The sequence below is a fragment of the Novosphingobium sp. BL-S-19 genome, from assembly GCF_055521675.1.
In genome coordinates this window covers 3,193,325-3,212,333 of the sequence record NZ_CM145498.1, presented here as the reverse complement: position 1 = coordinate 3,212,333, position 19,009 = coordinate 3,193,325, and the positions used below count along the sequence as shown (strand labels likewise).

The window sequence follows — 19,009 nt, the reverse complement described above, 5'->3', positions numbered from 1 at the left end:
GGGCTCCACGATGACCGATGCTTTCAGTCTGAACCGCCGCGGCGTGCTTGCCGCCGGCGCCATGCTCGCCGCTGCGCCGATGGCCGCCCGTGCCGCCGCCAAGCGCCTCAATCCGGCATTCCCGAAAGGCTTCCTTTGGGGTGCCGCCACCGCGCCGCACCAGGTCGAGGGCAACAACACCGCTTCCGACCTCTGGTTCATCGAAAACCAGCAGCCGACCATCTTCGCAGAGCCTTCTGGCGATGCCTGCAATAGCCTGGACCTTTGGGCGACCGACCTGGACATCGTGAAGTCGCTGGGGCTCACATCTTACCGTTTCGGCGCCGAATGGTCGCGGATAGAGCCGGAGAAGGGCCTGTTCTCACAGGCTATGCTCGATCACTACAAGCGCATCGTCGAAGGCTGCCACGCGCGCGGCCTTGCCCCGCTGGTGACGTTCAACCACTTCACCGCGCCGCGCTGGTTCAGCGCGCAGGGCGGCTGGACCAACCCGGAAGCGCCGCAGCTTTTCGCGCGCTATTGCGACAAGCTGGCCCGTGCCATCGGTGCCGATATCGCCATGGCCATGACGCTCAATGAGCCGAACCTGCTGCTGATCCTCAAGAACATGCTGCCGCCGCCGGTGTGGGACATGCAGAAGAAGACGCTGGACGTGGCCGCCAAGCGCCTCGGCGTCGAGAAGTTCGTCTGCGCCAACGTCGCGGGCGCAGAGGACATTCCTGCGCTCGAACAGGGCCTGCTCGCTGGGCACAAGGCTGCTCGTGCCGCGATCAAGGCGGTGCGCGGCGACCTGCCCGTGGGCTTCACGCTTTCGGTGCTGGACGATCAGGCCGCCGGCAAGAACTCGATGCGCGACAAGGTCCGCGCCGAACTCTACGGCGCATGGCTGGATGTCGCCAAGGGGGACGACTTCATCGGCGTGCAGAACTACGAACGCGCCGTCTGGAACGACAAGGGTCGCCTGCCGACGCCTGCGGACGGCGATCACAACTGGTCCGGTACCGAAGTCTGGGCACCGTCACTGGCCGGCGCGGTGCGCTATGTCCACGCCGAGACCAAAGTTCCGGTGCTGGTTTCCGAACACGGCGTCGGCACCGAAGACGACAGCCTGCGCGCCCGCTTCATTCCGGCGGCGCTGGAAGGGCTGAAGCAGGCGATGGACGATGGCGTGCCGGTGCTCGGCTATATGCACTGGTCGTTGATGGACAACTTCGAGTGGATATTTGGCTACAAGCCGCGCTTCGGCCTGTGCAGCGTGGATCGCACGACGTTCGCCCGCACGCCGAAGCCGAGTGCTTCGGTGCTGGGCGGGATTGCCAAGCGCAATTCGTTGTAAGGGGAACCGGTTCCTCCCCTGCAAGGGGAGGGGGACCATGCGAAGCATGGTGGAGGGGTATCCGCGCCGGCGGTGACACCCCTCCGTCAGCGCTTCGCGCTGCCACCTCCCCTTGCAGGGGAGGATTGTGGCCTCACGCCACCACAACCCGAACCCCGGCTTCCCTGAGCCGCTCGGCCATATCCTCGGGAATGCCGGCGTCGGTGACCACCACGTCCACCTCGTCCAGCCCGCAGACGATCGCGCCGGAGGAGGAGCGGAACTTGGAACTGTCGACGAGGAGGATCACTTCCTCGGCCCGGTCCATGAAGCGGCGCTCGGCGGCGACGAGGATCACGTCCTGCTGCATCACCCCCTGCGGCCCGACGGCGGCGGCGCCCATGAACAGCTTGGGTGCGTGGAAGCGCGGCATCGAATCTTCGCCAGCCGGGGCAAGCACGATGTTCTGTTCGCGGAAAACCGTGCCCGATGGCAGCAATACGCGCGTGCCCGGCTGAGTCAGCAGGGCCTGCACGATGTGCAGCGAATTGGTCAGCACCTGACAGTCCAGCCCGTCCAGATGCGTGCACATCTGCAAGGTGGTGGTACCGCCGTCGAGCATGATCGCCTCACCCGGCTGGCAGAGCGCGGCGGCGGCCTTGCCGATCGCCTGCTTGGCGGGAAGCTGCTGGGTGATCGACTGTTCGAACGGCGTGCCGGCAAGGCCCGGCTGGCGGTCAGCGCGTTCCTCCGGCAGCTTGGCGCCGCCGTGTACGCGCAGCAGCTGGCCTTCCTCCTCCAGTCGCGAGAGGTCGCGCCGGATCGTCGCCGGTGAGGCGGCAAGCTGCGCTTCCAGATCGCGATAAGTCACGAAGCCGGTGGGCCGCAGGGCTTCGAGGATCAGTCTTTCACGCTCGGTCGAATGCATCGTTACCCTGTCGCCAAAGAGGGGGCGGCCTCTCGGCAACCCCCATGCCGCCAATTTCGCTCAAAATCCATCAAATCGATCCACCGGCATCGAGCATGTTGCCTGCGCCGATCACGATCGTTGCACCCAGCAGCATGCCGATGCCGGTCAGCACCATGGTCCGCGTGCGGGTGCTGGCGCCGCGCCATTCCTTCAGCGCAAAGCCCCAGAGCGTGGAGAACAGGATGATCGACGCCATGTGCAGCGTCCAGGATGAGAAGCCGTAGCGGCCCATCTGGCTCTCCCCCATCGTGTAGAAGAAGAACTGGAAGTACCATAGCGTCCCGCCCAGCGCGGCCAGCAGATAGTTGGCCAGCAGCGGCGCGCGGGCGTTACCGCCTTCCGCGTTGCTGGCGCCGAAGAACTGCCCGAAGCTGCGGTTGCGGCGGATCAGCAGGGCGCACCAGATCAGGTTGGTGGTGAGCCCACCCGCCAGCACCACGCAGAGCACCGGCAGACCCTGGCTCAGCGGATCGGTTCCGGCGGCGAGGGTAAGGTCGCGGATCGGCTGGCCGGCGTCGAGACCCCAAGCGAAGCAACCCGACATCACGCCGGAAAATACCGCGATCAGCAGGCCCTTGCGCAAGTTGAACTCGGCGACGCCTTCCGATGCCGCTCCGCCCAGATCCTTGTCCTTCGAATGCCCCGCCCGTGCGACGACGACGATGGCCACCAGCGTGATCAGGATGCCCAGCAGGGTCAGTTGGCCGCTGGTGCGGCTGGCGATTTCACCGATGGTGCCGTGGAAGATCGGCGGCCCCATCGTTCCGATCACCGTGGTCAGGCCCAGTGCCACCGCCATGCCCAGCGAGAGGCCGAGGTAGCGCATGGTCAGCCCGAAGGTCAGCCCGCCGAAGCCCCACATCACGCCCCAGAACCAGCACCACAGTAGCGTGGAAGTCGGCGTGGCGGAGAGCACGCCCAGCAGGTCCTCGGTCCGCAGCGAGGCGAAGACCCACGGCGCGATCAGCCACGAGAAGATGCCCCCGGCCAGCCAGAAAATCTCCCAGGACCACAGCTTGATCCGCTTGTAGGGCACGTAGAAACTTGCCGAGGCAAAGCCGCCCAGCCAGTGAAACACGACGCCGAGCGCCGGATTGCCTCCCATCGGTGTGTTATCCTCTCGTCTTGTCGTTATGTGTCAGCAAGGCAGCTGCGGTTGATCTCGGAGATTTTCGTGGTGCCGGTCAGTGCCATGGCGACGCGCATCTCGGCCTCGATCAATTTGAGCATCTTGGTCACGCCCGCTTCGCCGCCGGCGCCCAGCGCCCAGGCCCATGCACGGCCCAGAAGCACGCCCTTCGCGCCCAGCGCCAGCATGCGCACGACGTCGAGGCCGGAGCGGATGCCGCCATCGGCCAGCACCGTCATCCGGTCTCCCACCGCATCGGCAATCGGCGGCAGTGCGCGGGCGCTGGACAGCACGCCGTCCAGCTGGCGGCCGCCGTGGTTGGAAACGACCAGCCCGTCCGCGCCCAGCGCGGCGGCCTCCTTGGCGTCCTCCGGATCGAGAATGCCCTTGATAACCAGCGGACCTTTCCATTCGGAGCGGATGAAATCGAGGTCGCGCCAGTTGATCGAGGGATCGAAATTGTTGCGCATCCAGGCGAAGAAATCCTCGATCCCGGTCTTGCCCTGCAGCACTGGCGCGACATTGCCCAAAGTGTGCGGGCGGCCGTTGATGCCGACGTCCCAGGCCCAGTCGGGCTTCACGGCGGCCTGGGCGAAGCGCCACGCCGCGCCTTTCAGGCCGCCGGTGCCGGCTAGGCCGGTGTGATAGTCGCGGTAACGGCTGCCGGGCACGGGCATGTCCACCGTGAAGACCAGTGTGGAGCAGCCGGCCTCCACCGCCTTCGCCAGCAGGTCCTTCATGAAGGCGCGGTCGCGGATCATGTAGAGCTGGAACCAGAACGGCTTGGCTGCAGCCGCCGCCACTTCGCCGATGGTGCAGGCGCCCACGGTGGAGAGCGTGAAAGGAATGCCCGCCTTGTCCGCCGCACGCACTGCCTGACATTCGCCGCGCCGCGCATTGAGCCCGGCCAGACCGATGGGGGCAAGGGCGACGGGCAGGGCCAGCTTCTGGCCGAACAGTTCGGTCGAGAGGTCCAGCGCGGAAACGTCGCGCAGCACACGCTGGCGCAGGGCAAGGCCGGCAAGGTCCGACACGTTGCGGCGCAGCGTTTCCTCGGCATAGGAGCCGCCGTCGATATACTCGAACAGGAAGCGCGGCAGGCGGCGGCGCGCGGCCTCGCGGAAATCGGGGATCGAGGCAGTGATCATCAGGCAGGTTCCCGCAGGTGTTCGCGCCACTTCGCGCGGTAGGCTTCAAGGCGGCCTTCCAGCGGCTCGACGCGCCGAAGGCCGCCTTGCGCCTGCAGCAGCGGGTTGATCAGCCGCAAGGCACCGAACGAGACGTCGTTATGGGCATTGGCGACATAGACCTTGGTGTCCGGCCGCAGCGCGGCGAGGGCGCGCACGAAGACTTCGGCATCGGCGAAGCGCCCTTCGATCAACAGGCGCTCCTTCGATCCGATCAGATCCAGCGAGGTATCCGCGACCATCGCCGCGTAGAGGCAGATCGCGGCGCGGCGGGCATACCAGGTGCCGGCCCATTCCTCCGGCCGGTTCATCCACTCGGCCTTGCCGTCGGGGAAGGGGCCGAAGCCGGGGGCGAGTGTGGGCAGCATCATCGTGCCGCGTTCCAGCAGGGCGGGCACGGCCTCCATCAGCTTTGGCTGGTCGGGCCGGATATCGACGCGGCGGGTGTCGATCTGGATCACCGATTCGATCTCGCGCCCGCCCATGAAGCGGGCGGAGGGCACCGGCCAGCCATAGGCATCGACATTGACCAGCGTGTCGCGCGCCTCGGGCAAGGCGGAAATCGCGAACGGCTCTGCCGCAAGGCGCATGGCGATGAACCATGTGCCGGTGGAAAGGATCGTCGCTTCCTGCCGGGCGATCTCGGCAAACCCGCGCGCGGCGAGCAGGGCGGCGTTCGAATCGTGCAGGCCCGCCAGCACTTTGGCGCTGGCCGGAAGCCCGGTTTCGGCGGCGATTTCAGGGCGTAGGGTGCCGACGACATCGCTGGCCTTGGCAAGCGGCGCAAAGCGTTCCGCCCAGCCTAGCCGCTCCGCCATCGGCGAAAAGCGCGCATCTGCCGGGCACCAGAGGTCGCTGTGGCAGCCAAGGCTGGTCACTTCGCTGGCAAGCCCGCCGGAGAGGAACCACGCCCAATACTGTGCCCAAGGCACCAGCGTCGCGCGTTCCATGGCCTCGGGATGACGCTGCGCCATCCAGTAGACTTGCGCGCCAAGGTTCAGGCCATCGGGCAGGGCGGGCGATCCGGTCAGCACGAATCGGTCCCGCTCCTTGCGGTAGGCCGCCATGACGTCAGCGGGGACCTGTTGTTCGTAGTCGAGCGGGGGGAACAGCAGGCCCTCTTCATCAAGCGCGGCGAAGCCCGCGCCGTGGGCGACCGGGATCAGCGCTTCCACCGGATGGCCGGACCAGCCGCGCAGCGTGGCGCGCAGCCATTGGCCAATTCCTGCGGCATCCAGGCAGCGCACGCCGTCGACTTCGCAAGGCATGTTGGGCCGCACCTGACGGTCGATCATGCGCCCGTCGCGCGTCCACAGCGTCAGCTTGCTGAGCGTCTTGCCAATATCGACGACAATGAAAGTGCCGCTTCCTGCCATTCTCTCTGCCCGTTTGTCGCCATGCTTGAACATGGTGTTGTTTGATTGGATTTGATCGTTTAGTATCGAATCAGATTGAACCTGAAAAGAGGTTTCGTTAGAGGATGCCCATGGACACTATCGCACCGGCCAAACCGGCGGCTCTCAGCGCCGCGCTTCCCTTCTCGGTCCCCTCCAGCCGCTGGGACGACTCGGTTGCAGCCACGCTCTCCCCCGCTGAATTGCTGCTCTACCGTTCGAACCTGCTCGGTTCGGACCTGACCGTCACCAATTTCGGCGGCGGCAATACCTCCGCCAAGCTGGAAGAGATCGACCCGCTGACCGGCGAGACGGTGGAAGTGCTGTGGGTGAAGGGTTCGGGCGGTGACATCGGTTCGATGAAGCTGGACGGGTTCGCCACGCTCTACCAGCACAAGCTGCTTGGCCTTGAAAAGCACTACGGCGGGCCGGACGATGACGACAAGATGGTCGGCTTCCTGCCGCACTGCACGTTCAACCTGAACGGCCGCGCTGCCTCCATCGATACGCCGCTGCACTCGCTGCTGCCGTTCGCGCATGTCGATCACGTCCACCCCGATGCGATCATCGCGCTGGCTGCCAGCTCGGGCGGCGAGGCGGCGACGAAGGAAATCTGGGGCGGCAAGATCGGCTGGCTCGGCTGGAAGCGCCCCGGCTACACGCTGGGCGTGATGCTGCGCGACTATGTGGCGGCCAACCCCGGCGTCGAGGGCGTCATGCTCGCCGGTCACGGTATCATCTGCTGGGCGGACAGCGCCAAGTCCTGCTACGAACATACCGTAGAGCTGATCGCCGATGCGGCGAACTACCTCAACGCGAAGCTTTCCGAAAAACCTGCTTTCGGTGGTGCGGTCCATTCCTCCTCCTCGGACCGCGCGGCCATTGCTGCCGACCTTATGCCCCGCCTTCGCAGTCAGATGACCGGGGCGCGGCGTAAGGTCGGCCATTTTTCGGACGATGCCGAAGCGCTGGAATTCGTGAACTCGGCCGAGTTCGAGCGGCTTGCCGCCCTCGGCACCTCGTGCCCCGATCACTTCCTGCGCACCAAGATCGCTCCCCTGACGCTCGATCCCGCGCGTCTTCAGGACGATGCCTACCTGGCGCAGAAGATTGCCGATTATCGCGACATGTACGCAGCCTATTACACGCGCTGCAAGCGGGCTAACTCGCCGGCGATGCGCGATGCCAACCCGGTGGTCGTGCTGGTGCCGGGCGTGGGCCGCATCACTTTCGCCACCGACAAGACCACCGCGCGCCTTGCCGGGGAATTCTATGGCAACGCCATCAACGTGATGCGCGGCGCCGAGGCGATTGGCGATTACATCGCGCTCGACGAGCAGGAAGCGTTCGACATCGAATACTGGCTGCTTGAGGAAGCCAAGCTCCAGCGCATGCCCGCGCCCAAGCCGCTGGTCGGCCGCGTGGCGCTGGTGACGGGCGGTGCGGGCGGCATCGGCGCCGCCACCGCCGCGCGCCTGATGGCGGACGGCGCCTGCGTGCTCCTGGCCGACCGCGATGCGGGTGCCGTGGAGGAAGTCCGCGCCGGTTTCGCCAAGCAGTTCGGCAAGGACGTTGTCCACGCCGCCGTCTGCGACGTGACCGACGAAGCGCAAGTCTCCGAGGCCTTCGCCGTGGCGGCGCGGGAATTCGGCGGGCTCGATATCCTGGTCGCCAATGCCGGTATCGCCTCCTCGGCCCCGATCGAGGAGACCACGATCGAACTGTGGAACCGCAATTACGACGTGCTGGCGCAGGGCTACTTCCTCACCAGCCGCGCCGCATGGCCGCTGCTGAAGGGCATGAAGGAGCAGGGCGGCACTTCGGTGGTGTTCATCGGTTCGAAGAACGGCGTGGCGGCGGCCACCAATGCCTCCGCCTATGCCTCTGCCAAGGCGGCGGCGAACCACCTTGCGCGCTGTCTGGCGCTGGAAGGCGCGCCGCACGGTATTCGCGTCAACGTGGTCAACCCCGATGCGGTCATCAAGGGCAGCAAGATCTGGGACGGCGACTGGCGCAAGGAACGCGCGGGCGCCCACGGCATCGATACCGGCAAGGAACTGGAAGAGCACTACCGCAACCGCTCGATGCTGAAGCGCGACGTGCTGCCTTCGGACATTGCCGAGGCGGTCTATTTCCTGGCCGGCGACCAGTCGGCGAAATCCACCGGCAACATGATCAATGTCGATGCGGGTAACGCGCAGGCGTTCACGCGCTAAGAGGTCTATTCGGGGAATGTGCGAACCGGCGCATTCCCCTTTTCCGGTACTGCGGTGCCGGATGCGGAAGAGGATACAAGAATGAGCAGACTGCCGATTTCCGAAGAGCTGATCGCCGAAGCCAACGCCCGCGCGGCGGATGCGCTGGAGGACGAATACGCCTCGCTCGGTCGCAAGCTGGAACGTTCGGGCATCGCCATCGATGCGATCAAGGACAAAGTCGCCGGTTTCTCGGTCGCCGTACCTTCGTGGGGCGCGGGCCGGGGCGGCACCCGTTTCGCCAAGTTCCCGCTGGCAGGCGAGCCGACCACCATTCACGAAAAGCTGGAAGACTGCGCCGTCATCAACCAGCTTTCGCGCCTGACCCCGCGCGTCTCGCCGCATTTCCCGTGGGACAAAGTGAGCGATTACAAGGCGCTGCGTGAGGAGGCCGCCAGCCTTGGCCTCGGTTTCGATGCGGTGAATTCCAACACGTTCCAGGACCAGAAGGATCAGGCGCATACCTACGCCACCGGTTCGCTTTCCTCGACCATCGAGGCCACGCGTCAGCAGGCGGTGGAACACAACATCGAATGCATCGAGATCGGCAAGCAGCTCGGCTCCACCGACCTGACGGTGTGGGTGGGGGACGGCACCAACTTCCCCGGCCAGCAGGACCTTGGTCGCAGCCTCGACCGCTATCTGGATGCCGCCGCGCAAGTCTATGCCGCGCTGCCGGATGACTGGCGGATGCTGCTGGAACACAAGATGTTCGAACCGGCATTCTACTCCACCGTCATCAGCGACTGGGGTTCCTCGATCCTCGCCGCGCAGGAACTGGGCCCCAAGGCCAAGTGCCTCGTCGACCTTGGCCACCATGCGCCGAACGTGAATATCGAGCAGATCGTGGCCCGCCTCCACCGCTTCGGCAAGCTGGGCGGCTTCCACTTCAACGACAGCAAGTACGGCGACGACGATCTCGATTCCGGTTCGATCAACCCGCACCAGCTTTTCCTGGTGTTCAACGAACTGGTCGAGGCGGAACTGGCGCCGCGTGACGGTTTCCGCCCCGCCTACATGATCGACCAGTCGCACAACGTCACCGATCCGATCGAGTCCATGCTCTCGTCCGCCGAAGCCATCGGCTCCTGCTATGCCAAGGCGTTGCTGGTGGACCGTGAGGCGCTGCATCTGGCGCAGGAAGCCAACGACACGATGATGGCCTTCCAGGCGCTGCGCCGGGCCTACAACGTCGATGTCGCCCCGATCCTCGCCAAGGCGCGCGTGGAGGCGGGCGGCGCGGCGGACGTGCTGGGCGTCTACCGCGAAAGCCGCTGGCGCGACCGCAAGGCGCAGGAACGCAAGGCCGTGGGCCTGGGCGCCGGGATCGTCTGATCCGCCTCGATACCTGAACTGCCGCCGGGAAGGGCAAAAGCCCTCCCGGCATCGCCACTGCGCGAAAAATCACAACCATCTGGATCCGGGAGGGACTATGCCGATCCACACGCTGCGTACTCTGCTGTGCGTTGCCACCGCACTTGTTGCCGTTCCCGCCATCGCGCAAGAGCAGGCGCCTGCTTCTGCCGATACCGCTGCTGCGCCGCTGGAAGACCAGTTCCGCGATCCGCCCAATTCCGCCCGCCCGCGCGTCTGGTGGCACTGGATGAACGGCAATATCTCGAAGGACGGCATCGCCAAGGACATGGCGTGGATGAAGCGCGTCGGCATCGGCGGGCTTCAGAACTTCGATGCCAATCTGCAGACGCCGCAAGTGGTCGATCACCGCCTCGTCTACATGACGCCCGAGTGGAAGGACGCCTTCCGCTTCGCCGCGCATGAGGCGGACCGGCAGGGACTGGAACTGGCCATCGCGGCCTCGCCCGGCTGGTCCGAAACCGGCGGGCCCTGGGTCAAGCCCGAGGATGGCCTGAAAAAGCTGGTCTGGAGCGAGACGGAAGTCACCGGCGGCAAGCGCTTCGCTGGCAAGCTCACCGCACCGCCGGTCTCGACCGGGCCCTATCAGGACCTGCCGATGGGCAGGAGCATCGAGGAGATGATCTCCGGCAAGAAGGGTGAGGAGCCACCGCAGCACTATCAGGATGTGGCCGTGCTGGCGGTGCCGATGGCGACCCCCGCGCTGGTGATGCCGCGCGCGACGATGGCGGATGGCACCGCGATCGACGGTCAGGCCATCGGCGACGGCAACCTCAACACCGGGATCGATGTGCCGCACGGCTCCCCGGACAATCCCAGCGCGATCCTGCTTTCCTACGCCAAGCCGCAGACGATCCGCTCCGCCTCGATCTTCCTGCCTGGCGCGCGGCAGATGTTCGGCGGGCCTTCGGTCGCGCCCAGCCTCGAAGCCAGCGACGACGGCAAGACCTGGCGCAAGGTGGCCGATTTCCATGTCGAGCAGGTGCCCACCACCATCGCTTTCGCGCCGGTCACCGCGCGCCAGTTCCGCGTGGTGCTGACGCCGCTTTCGCCGTCGATGTCCAACATGGGTGCGCCCGCACCGGGCATCGCCATGGACTTCGGTGCGATGATGGGCGGGGCCGCGAAAATGCCGTTCCGGCTGGTGGACCTGCGGCTTTCGGGCGAGGCGGTGATCGATCAGTCGCAGCTTAAGGCCGGCTATGCCACCGTGCATGACTACTATGCGCTGGCCAATCCGGCCGACGGCGCCAAGGGCCCCGATGCGGCGAAAGTGATCGACCTTACCGGCAAGATGCGCGCAGACGGCACGCTCGACTGGACGCCGCCTGCCGGCAACTGGCGCGTGATCCGCATGGGCTATTCGCTGCTGGGCACCACCAACCATCCCGCACCGCCCGAGGCGACCGGGCTTGAGGTGGACAAGTTCGATGGCGACGCGGTGCGCCGCTACCTCGATCACTACCTCGGCATGTACAAGGATGCCGCCGGGGCGGACATGGTGGGCCAGCGCGGCGTGCGCGCATTGCTGACCGACTCGATCGAAGTCGGCGCCGCCAACTGGACGCCGAAGATGGTGGAGCAGTTCAAGCGCCTGCGCGGTTACGATCCCACGCCGTGGCTGCCCGCGATCACCGGCACCCTGATCGGCAGCCGCGAGGACAGCGACCGCTTCCTCTACGACTATCGCCGCACTCTGGCGGACCTGATGGCCAGCGAACACTACGGCACCGTTGCCAAGGTGGCGCATGAGAATGGCCTGAAAGTCTATGGAGAGGCGCTGGAGGACCATCGTCCCTCGCTGGGCGACGACATGACCATGCGCAGCCACACCGATGTGCCGATGGCGGCGATGTGGACCCACTCGCGCGAGCAGGGGGCGAACCCCAGCTATCTGGCCGACATCAAGGGCGCGGCTTCGGTCGCGCACCTCTACGGGCAGAATCTGGTGGCAGCGGAATCGATGACCGCGGCGCTCAATCCGTGGAACTTCGCGCCGAAGGACCTGAAGCGGATCATCGATCTGGAGTTCATCACCGGCGTCAACCGGCCGGTGGTGCACACATCGGTCCACGTGCCGGTGGATGACAAGAAGCCGGGCCTCTCGCTGTTCATCTTCGGCCAGTATTTCAACCGGATGGAAAGCTGGGGCGAGATGGCCAAGCCCTGGGTGGACTACATCTCGCGCTCCTCACTGCTGCTTCAGGAAGGGCGGAACGTGGCCGATGTGGCCTATTTTTATGGCGAGGAAGCGCCGCTGACCGGGCTTTACGGCGATAAGCCGGTGGCCGATGCGCCGGTTTCGCATGCCTACGATTTCCTCAGCTACGATGCGCTGACCGGGCTGCTGTCCAATGACGGAAACGAAGTCGTCGCACCCAGTGGTGCACGCTATCGGGCGATCTACCTTGGCGGATCCTCGCAGCGCATGACGCTGGGGGCGCTCAAGAAGCTGGCGGCGCTGGTCGAAGGCGGTGCGACGGTGATTGGCAATGCGCCGGTCTCGACGCCCAGCCGAATGGCTGCGCAGGACGCGGAATGGTCCGCGCTGGTGGCGAAGCTCTGGCCGGGCAGCGGCGATGCGACGGTTGGCAAGGGCCGCGTGATTGCGGGCAAAGACGTGGAAAGCGCGCTGGCGACCATGAGCGTCGCGCCGGACTTCCGCTTCACCGGGGCGGCGGCAGGGGCGAAAATCCCCTTCGTCCACCGTCGCGACGGGCAGGGGGAGATCTACTACCTCTCCAACCCGCAGGCGACGCCGCAGACGATCGAGGCGCACTTCCGCGTCACCGGCAAGGTGCCCGAACTGTGGCACCCCGAAACCGGCAGTGCCGAGCCGGTCAGCTACCGGATCGAGAATGGCGAGACGGTGGTGCCGCTGTCGCTGGTGACGGACGATGCCGTCTTCGTGGTGTTCCGCAAGGCGGCCACGCAGCAGAGCCTGACCCTGCCGGCCAAGCCGGTGCAAAAGCTGGCCTCGCTAGACGATGGCTGGACGGTGCGCTTCCAGGCCGATCGCGGCGCGCCTGCCTCTGCGCAGATGGCGAAACTGGCGCCGCTTAACGAAAGCAGCGATCCGGGCGTGAAGTACTTTTCCGGCGAGGCGACTTATGCGCGCAGCTTCACGCTGCCGAAGGGGGCCAAGGCGGGGCAGCCGCTGTGGCTCGATCTTGGGCAGGTGGGCGATCTGGCCGAAGTGCGGGTGAATGGCCAACTGGTCGGCGCGGTCTGGCATGCGCCTTACCGGATCGACATCGGCAAGGCGGTGAAGAAGGGCGCCAATACCATCGAGGTGAAGGTGGCCGATCTTTGGGTGAACCGCCTGATCGGCGATGCCCAGCCGGGCGCCAAGCCGATCACCTGGAGTGCGATGCCGACTTACAAGGCGGATGCGCCTTTGCGGCCCACGGGTCTGATCGGGCCGGTGGTGCTGGAAGGCGGGAAGTAGACCCGGCAGACGGTCCCTTAAAACACCACGTCGTCTCCGCGTAGGCGGGGACCCCGCTTTCTTGCGTGTCGGCGATAGGCTGAAGAAGAAAGCGGGACCCCCGCCTACGCGGGGGCGACGTGTTTTTGTTTTGAGCTATCGGTTGGTCTTTGAGGTATCACTCAATCTGAGCCTAAACCCGAAACCTCCGCCGCGCGCCGCGCCGCCTGCGCCACGCTGAACGTGGACCCTTCCGCCAGCACATCGCATCCCGCCGCCGCCAGCACATCACGCACCCGGTCATGCGCGCGGGCGAGGATCACGTGCTTGCCGGCTTTCTCCAAAGCTTGCGTGAACTCGGCGACAACCTCGATGGCGGTGCTGTCGAGATCGTTGCTCTCCTCAAGGCTGAGCACCACCACTCGCGCGGCGCTGGCCCGAGCGCGGCGGGCGATCGTGCCCAGCACCGTCTCGGCATTGGCGAAGACGAGTTGGCCGTTGGGCCGGAAAATCACGACGCCCGGCAGCCGATGCGCCTGCGTATGGCGCGTGAGATCGACGAACTCATGCCCGTCGCCCAGCTGGCCCAGTTCGCTGATCGACGGGTTCGCCAGTTCGTACAGCATGTGCATGATGGATAGCACCACCGCCAGCAACATGCCGTTGAGCACGCCCAAAGTCAGCACGCCCAGAACGGCGGCCAGCGCGATCCAGTGGTCGCGGCGGATGCGGAACAGGCGCAGCAGCGGCCCCGGCGAAAGCGCGTGGGTCAGCGCGGCGATGACGATGGCCGCCAGCATCGGCTGCGGAATGCGCGCGATCCAGCCGGAAGCGAACAGCGCCATCGCCAGCAGCGCAAGGCTGGCCGCCGTCGCCGCCCAGCGGCTGGATGCGCCGGCTGCCTCGTTGGCGGATCCGGCCGAGAAACCCGCGCCCACCGGCATTCCCTGCACCAATGCGGAGGCGAGGTTGGCGGTGCCGATGGCGGCCAGTTCGCGATCGGCCGAAAGCGCGTCGCCATGGCGCAGGGCCAGCGTGCGCATGGTGCCCCAGCTTTCGGCAAAGAGGATCAGCGCAATCGGCGCGGCAAGCTGGATAAGGTGCGAGAGCGTGGTGGTGGAGAACGGCCATGCGCTGTCCGGCCATTCCAGCCCGACCGGTCCGGCGATGGCGATGCCATGAGCGGGCAGGTCAACTGCGGCCCCTAGCGCGACGGCAGCGACCAATACGATCAACGCGCCGGGAATCTGCGGCATCCGGCGCAGCGCCAGCAGCACCGCCAAAGTCGCCATGCCGAGCAGGCAACTGAGCACGTGCCACTGCGTCACCCGCCCTGCGAGACCGGTTAGAACCGTGAAGATCGTGCCCGATGGCACCGAGATGCCCGCTATCGCCGGCAACTGCCGCACGATGATGGTGATCGCGAGCCCGAAAGCAAAACCCCGCAGCACCGGGCGCGAGACGAAGCTGGCAAGGCTCCCCAGCCGCAGCAGCGACAGCAGCAGGAAGATCAGCCCGGTCATGCCCACCAGCACCGTCGCCAGCCCCTCCCGCGCGGGGCCGGTGGCGGAGAGGCTGGCGAGCGTCGCGGCAAGGATCGCGGCGGCGGAGGAGGTGGGGGAAACCACGGCGAAGCGGCTGCGCCCCACCAGCACATAGGCCAGTCCCCCGGCAATCGCCGCCGCCAGCGCGCGGCCGGGCGCAAGGCCGGCGATCTCCGCATAGGCGACGCTTTCCGGCAGGATCAGCCCGGCCATGGCCAGCCCGGTCAGTCCATCGCGCCAGACGGGTTTGCTCATCGCGGGAATGCGCCTTTCATCTCTCTCGGACATCCATCTTAACCCGATGCAGAAGCGGAATAAATCAGGCTTCTGCCGTGTGGCCGTGGGTGGATTTGTCCAGATGCGGCCGGTGCCCGGTCATCCGCAGGTAGAAGCGCGAGAAGTACGAAGGGTCCGAAAAGCCCAATTCGTTGGACACTTGCACCACGCTAGCATTGGCGAAGCAGAGCAGCCGCTGCGCCTCCAGCGCCAGCCGGGCGTGCAGCATGTCTTGCGGAGTGCAATCCAGGCGCGCGCGGGTGAGGCGGGTCAAAGTGCGCGTGGTCATGCCCAGCCGCTCCGCATACCAGCCCACCGGCAACTGGTCGCGAAAGTGCAGTTCGACCAGATGGCGCAAATGCGAAATGCGCTGGTCGCCGCTGCCGTCGTCCGCTGCTTCTTCCTCTGGCAGCAGAGAGCGCAGCAGCGCCTCCGCCATCGACAGGAACAGCGCATTCGGCCGTCGCCAGTCCTGCGGGATGGCGAGCATCTCGGCGCAGAGAAATTCGATCCGCCCCAATATTTCCAGCGGCGTCGATGCGAAACGGCCGTGGGTCGCGGCGTGGAGCAGTGGATCGCCCGCTCCGCTGCGCCGCTCCGCAAAACCGCTGCTGAGCATCAGCACATAGCCGACCGTCTCGGGCCGAAAGCGGAAACCGTGGATGCTGCCGGCGGGGATGACGATGTGGCAGGGCGCTTCCAGAGTCTCGGTCGTATCGTCGATGGTGAGCGTCACCTGTCCCTTCGATACCAGCATGACCTGCACGCCGCGGACATGGCGATGCGGGGCAATTTCCCAGTCGTGCAAGGAACTTCGCGCCGCAATCGTCTCGATATGTCCGAATTCCGCTAGGCTTTCGGCGATCTCCTCACCGTAGAGGACGTAGCTGGGAACGGGGCGAGAGGTGGGCATGACCGACTCGGGTTTGTCCTGAAAGTACCTGAACAATGGCCGTCCGGTGCATTCCGCCAGAACCGCCGCGGTGTCAATCCAAGGGCAAGTATTGCGGTGGCCCCAGCGGCGCACCCGATCGGGAGAAGGATCTATGCGTACCCAAGTCGCCATCATCGGCGCAGGCCCTGCCGGCCTGCTTCTCGGCCACATGCTGCGTGCCGACGGGATCGACTGCGTCGTCCTCGAACGCCAGACCGGTGACTACGTCCTCTCGCGCATCCGCGCCGGCGTGCTGGAACAGGGCACCGTCGCGCTGATGGAGCGGCTGGGCCTCGATGCCCGCATGAAGGAAGAGGGGCTGCCGCACGATGGCTTCAATCTTGCCGACGGCGAACGCCTGATCCGCATCGACATCAAGGCGCTGACCGGCAAGCAGGTCATGGTCTACGGCCAGACCGAACTGACGCGCGACCTGATGGAAGCGAGCGAGGCACGCGGTCTTGAAGTGATTTATCAGGCCGCCGACGTTGCCCTGCATGACATCGAAAGCGACGCGCCCTACGTCACCTATACCAAGGACGGCGCCGAGCACCGCATCGACGCACGCTTCATCGTCGGCTGCGATGGCTTCCACGGCCCCTCGCGTCAGGCGATCCCCGCCAGCGTCGGCCAGACCTTCGAACGCGTCTATCCCTTCGGCTGGCTGGGCATCCTTGCCGATGTGCCGCCGTGCAATCACGAACTGATCTACGCGCACCACGAACGCGGCTTCGCGCTCGCCTCGCAGCGCAGCCACACGCGCAGCCGCTACTACATCGACGTGCCGCTGACCGAGAAGCTGGAAGACTGGAGCGACGACCGGATCTGGGACGAACTGGCGATCCGCCTCGGCCCCGATGCCGCCGCCAACATTACGCGCGGGCCTTCTATCGAGAAGTCGATCGCGCCGCTGCGCTCCTTCGTGTTCGAACCGATGCGCCATGGCAGCCTGCTGCTCTGCGGTGATGCCGCGCACATCGTGCCGCCCACCGGCGCCAAGGGCCTGAACCTCGCCGCCAGCGACGTCTACTACGCCCACGAAGCGCTGACCGGCTTCTTCAGGAACGCTGATAACGACGCGATTCCGGCCTATTCGACCAAGGCCCTGCGCCGCGTCTGGGCAGCTGAGCGTTTCAGCTGGTCGCTGACCAAGCTGATGCACCGCTTCCCCGAAGACGGGGCGTTCGAGCGCCGGATGCAGCTGGCCGAGCTGGACTACATCGCGTCGAGCGAGCACGCGCGGCGGGTGATTGCCGAGAATTATGTGGGGCTGCCGGTTTAAGGGGGCCGGTTTTGACGCGGTAGCGTCCCGGTTCTGAAGACCATGCTCTACGCTCACACCTAACGCTCGTCGCCCCCGCGCAGGCGGGGGCCCCGCTTTTCTTCTGCGACGTTGCGCGAAGGAAGCGGGATCCCCGCCTTCGCGGGGATGACGAAAAGGGGGCAGGCAGTGGTGGATCGGTTGTTTCGGCAACCCAAACCTTCCTCGTCATTGCGAGCGCAGCGAAGCAATCCAGGGCAGCACCACGCCGCTCTGGATTGCTTCGCTGCGCTCGCAATGACGAGGGATGCGTGAGGCCGGGCGGGCTAAACCCGCAACGTATCAACTCTGCGAAGCAGGCGTTTCCACAACCAGCCCCTCAAACGCCTCCGTCACCTGAAGCTGGCACGAAAGCCGCACACGCGGATGCTCGTCGCCTGATGCCTCGATCACCGGCCCTTCGTAGTCCCCCAGTGCCCCCAGCCGTTCGAACCACTCGGGCGTCAGATGCACGCGGCACGTGCCGCAATAGCAGTTCCCCCCGCAGACCGCCTCGATAGCCTCGATCCCTTGCGCGACGGCGTTCTCCATCAAGGACATGCCCGCGCTCGCCTCGATTTCGCGCACGGTCCCCCCGGCGTCGATGAACCTCACACACACCATAAGCGTCAGGCCGGATCGCAGGCGACGAGCGCGCCGCGCAGTTCGTAGCCCTGGATGAAGCTGTTCCAGATTATCCGAGGCTCCGAAACCAGGCGGATGCCGGGCAGGCGGAACATCCGGTCCAGGAAGATGCGCGTCTCATGCAGCGCCACTTGCGCGCCGGGGCAGCGGTGCGGGCCGTCGCCGAAACTCATGTAGGGCCCGACGACTTTCATCCGCTTCGCCCGGTCAGGATCGAGCTCGAAGGGACAGGGGCCGGTGATCGCTTCATCGACATTGGCCTCCCGGATGGAGATGCAGACCACTTCGCCTTCCGCCATCATCCCCGGCTGATCCTCCACCGCGCGGCGATGGAGCATCGAAGCGACCGGCTCCAGCCGCAGGATTTCCTCCAGTATCGCGGATTGATCCGCCTCGCTGCCCGACAGGTAGCGTTCGCGTAGGTCCGGTTTGTCGAACAGGTGCCAGGCGGCCATGACGATGAATTCGCGCGTGGTCATCATCCCGGCCCCGCCGTAGCTGAGGCATTCCATGATCATGCCCTTGCGCGAGTAATTCTCGCCCACCATGAACGAGATCACGTCCTCGCGCGGTTGCTTGCGGCGTGCCTCGATCGCCGGAACCATGTCCTTGCGGTAGAACTTGCCGACGCGCAGCAGCATCTTGGCATTGAAGATCAGGTTGCCCAGCCGGCCGGGGCGGCGCTCCAGCGAACTGTCCAGCACGGCCTTCACCCGCTTTGCGAGGTTGCGATTGCTGTCGCTGTTCGTCAGGCCGACGATTTCCGCCGTAACGTCCACCGCCATCTGGAAGCTCAGTTCGTCCAGCGGCAGCGGCTTGCCTTCGCGCAGCCGGGCGACGAGTTCGTCCATCGTGCGGTGCATCACCGCCTGATGGCGGGTGACGATGGTCTTGGGCGCGAACAGCCCGGCCACGGCGGCGCGGCGCTTGCGGTGCAGATCGCCGTCGAGGAAGAAGAAGGAGACTTCGTCCGGGTTGGCGATGTCGGTGTCTTCGGCATGGGCGCCGGCCTGCTTTACCTTGGGCGATCGCAGGACGTCGCGCCCCATGGCGAACGAGCCGACCACGCGCGAACCGGCCTGCGGGGTCAGGTTTGCCTCGGCAATGCGGGCGCTCTTGCGGTCATCCCGCCCTGCGTAAGGGCACGTTTTGGCACTATCGGCCAGTCCGGGTGCGATTTCGGCGTTCATGGCCGCTCTCCTTCCGACAACCCTACTTCTCCCCGTGCGTTTGTACTTGCACGCGCCCGTCTCCGGGGC

At 65.9% G+C, this 19,009-nt stretch carries 13 protein-coding genes; 5 read left to right on the top strand and 8 right to left on the bottom strand.

All coding sequences use genetic code 11. The features are described 5' to 3' along the window. Positions 1–10 precede the first annotated feature (10 nt). Positions 11–1,336 carry a family 1 glycosylhydrolase gene (locus ACZ1JV_RS23395; RefSeq protein WP_465150737.1) on the top strand — a complete coding sequence of 442 codons (1,326 nt, stop codon included), beginning with the start codon at positions 11–13 and terminating at the stop codon, positions 1,334–1,336. Positions 1,337–1,469: 133 nt separating this feature from the next. Here ACZ1JV_RS23395 and ACZ1JV_RS23390 read toward each other — a convergent pair whose 3' ends face one another. From ACZ1JV_RS23390 to ACZ1JV_RS23375, 4 genes are all read right to left on the bottom strand, one after another. Next, complete coding sequence (locus tag ACZ1JV_RS23390) at positions 1,470–2,243, bottom strand: DeoR/GlpR family DNA-binding transcription regulator (RefSeq protein WP_465150736.1); 774 nt, start codon at positions 2,241–2,243, stop codon at positions 1,470–1,472. Positions 2,244–2,313: 70 nt separating this feature from the next. Continuing rightward, on the bottom strand, positions 2,314–3,390 hold the full coding sequence (gene rhaT / locus ACZ1JV_RS23385; protein WP_465150735.1) for an L-rhamnose/proton symporter RhaT: 1,077 nt from the start codon (positions 3,388–3,390) through the stop codon (positions 2,314–2,316). A gap of 26 nt (positions 3,391–3,416) precedes the next feature. Further along, on the bottom strand, positions 3,417–4,562 hold the full coding sequence (lldD, locus tag ACZ1JV_RS23380; protein WP_465150734.1) for an FMN-dependent L-lactate dehydrogenase LldD: 1,146 nt from the start codon (positions 4,560–4,562) through the stop codon (positions 3,417–3,419). After that, positions 4,562–5,977 carry an FGGY-family carbohydrate kinase gene (locus ACZ1JV_RS23375; RefSeq protein ID WP_465150733.1) on the bottom strand — a complete coding sequence of 472 codons (1,416 nt, stop codon included), beginning with the start codon at positions 5,975–5,977 and terminating at the stop codon, positions 4,562–4,564. The genes lldD and ACZ1JV_RS23375 overlap by 1 nt, the downstream gene beginning before the upstream one ends. A gap of 110 nt (positions 5,978–6,087) precedes the next feature. Here ACZ1JV_RS23375 and ACZ1JV_RS23370 point away from each other — a divergent pair, with 110 nt between their 5' ends. The 3 genes from ACZ1JV_RS23370 to ACZ1JV_RS23360 all read left to right on the top strand — a co-directional run bounded on the left by ACZ1JV_RS23370 (position 6,088) and on the right by ACZ1JV_RS23360 (position 13,072). After that, the gene (locus ACZ1JV_RS23370) at positions 6,088–8,211 is read left to right on the top strand and encodes a bifunctional rhamnulose-1-phosphate aldolase/short-chain dehydrogenase (RefSeq protein ID WP_465150732.1); all 2,124 of its coding nucleotides are present in this window, start codon (positions 6,088–6,090) and stop codon (positions 8,209–8,211) included. An 81-nt stretch (positions 8,212–8,292) separates the two neighbouring features. Further along, complete coding sequence (locus ACZ1JV_RS23365; RefSeq protein ID WP_465150731.1) at positions 8,293–9,585, top strand: sugar isomerase; 1,293 nt, start codon at positions 8,293–8,295, stop codon at positions 9,583–9,585. Between the two features lie 97 nt (positions 9,586–9,682). Beyond that, positions 9,683–13,072, top strand: coding sequence for a glycosyl hydrolase (locus ACZ1JV_RS23360; protein ID WP_465150730.1), 3,390 nt, complete (start codon positions 9,683–9,685; stop codon positions 13,070–13,072). A 161-nt stretch (positions 13,073–13,233) separates the two neighbouring features. On the opposite strand, the gene ACZ1JV_RS23355 is transcribed toward ACZ1JV_RS23360, so the two are convergent. Continuing rightward, complete coding sequence (locus tag ACZ1JV_RS23355; protein WP_465150729.1) at positions 13,234–14,850, bottom strand: SulP family inorganic anion transporter; 1,617 nt, start codon at positions 14,848–14,850, stop codon at positions 13,234–13,236. Positions 14,851–14,914: 64 nt separating this feature from the next. After that, entirely contained in the window at positions 14,915–15,784 is an 870-nt protein-coding gene (locus tag ACZ1JV_RS23350; RefSeq protein WP_465150728.1) for a helix-turn-helix domain-containing protein, read from the bottom strand. A gap of 133 nt (positions 15,785–15,917) precedes the next feature. Between ACZ1JV_RS23350 and pobA the strand changes: the two genes are divergently transcribed. Then, positions 15,918–17,087: a 4-hydroxybenzoate 3-monooxygenase gene (pobA, locus tag ACZ1JV_RS23345; RefSeq protein ID WP_465150727.1), complete on the top strand. Its 1,170-nt coding sequence runs from the start codon at positions 15,918–15,920 to the stop codon at positions 17,085–17,087. Between the two features lie 321 nt (positions 17,088–17,408). On the opposite strand, the gene ACZ1JV_RS23340 is transcribed toward pobA, so the two are convergent. Both ACZ1JV_RS23340 and ACZ1JV_RS23335 read right to left on the bottom strand, forming a co-directional pair. Continuing rightward, positions 17,409–17,720 (bottom strand): 2Fe-2S iron-sulfur cluster-binding protein, encoded by a 312-nt coding sequence (locus tag ACZ1JV_RS23340; protein WP_465150726.1) that lies wholly within the window; start codon positions 17,718–17,720, stop codon positions 17,409–17,411. A gap of 14 nt (positions 17,721–17,734) precedes the next feature. Next, positions 17,735–18,940, bottom strand: coding sequence for a cytochrome P450 (locus ACZ1JV_RS23335; RefSeq protein ID WP_465150725.1), 1,206 nt, complete (start codon positions 18,938–18,940; stop codon positions 17,735–17,737). Positions 18,941–19,009: the final 69 nt, after the last annotated feature.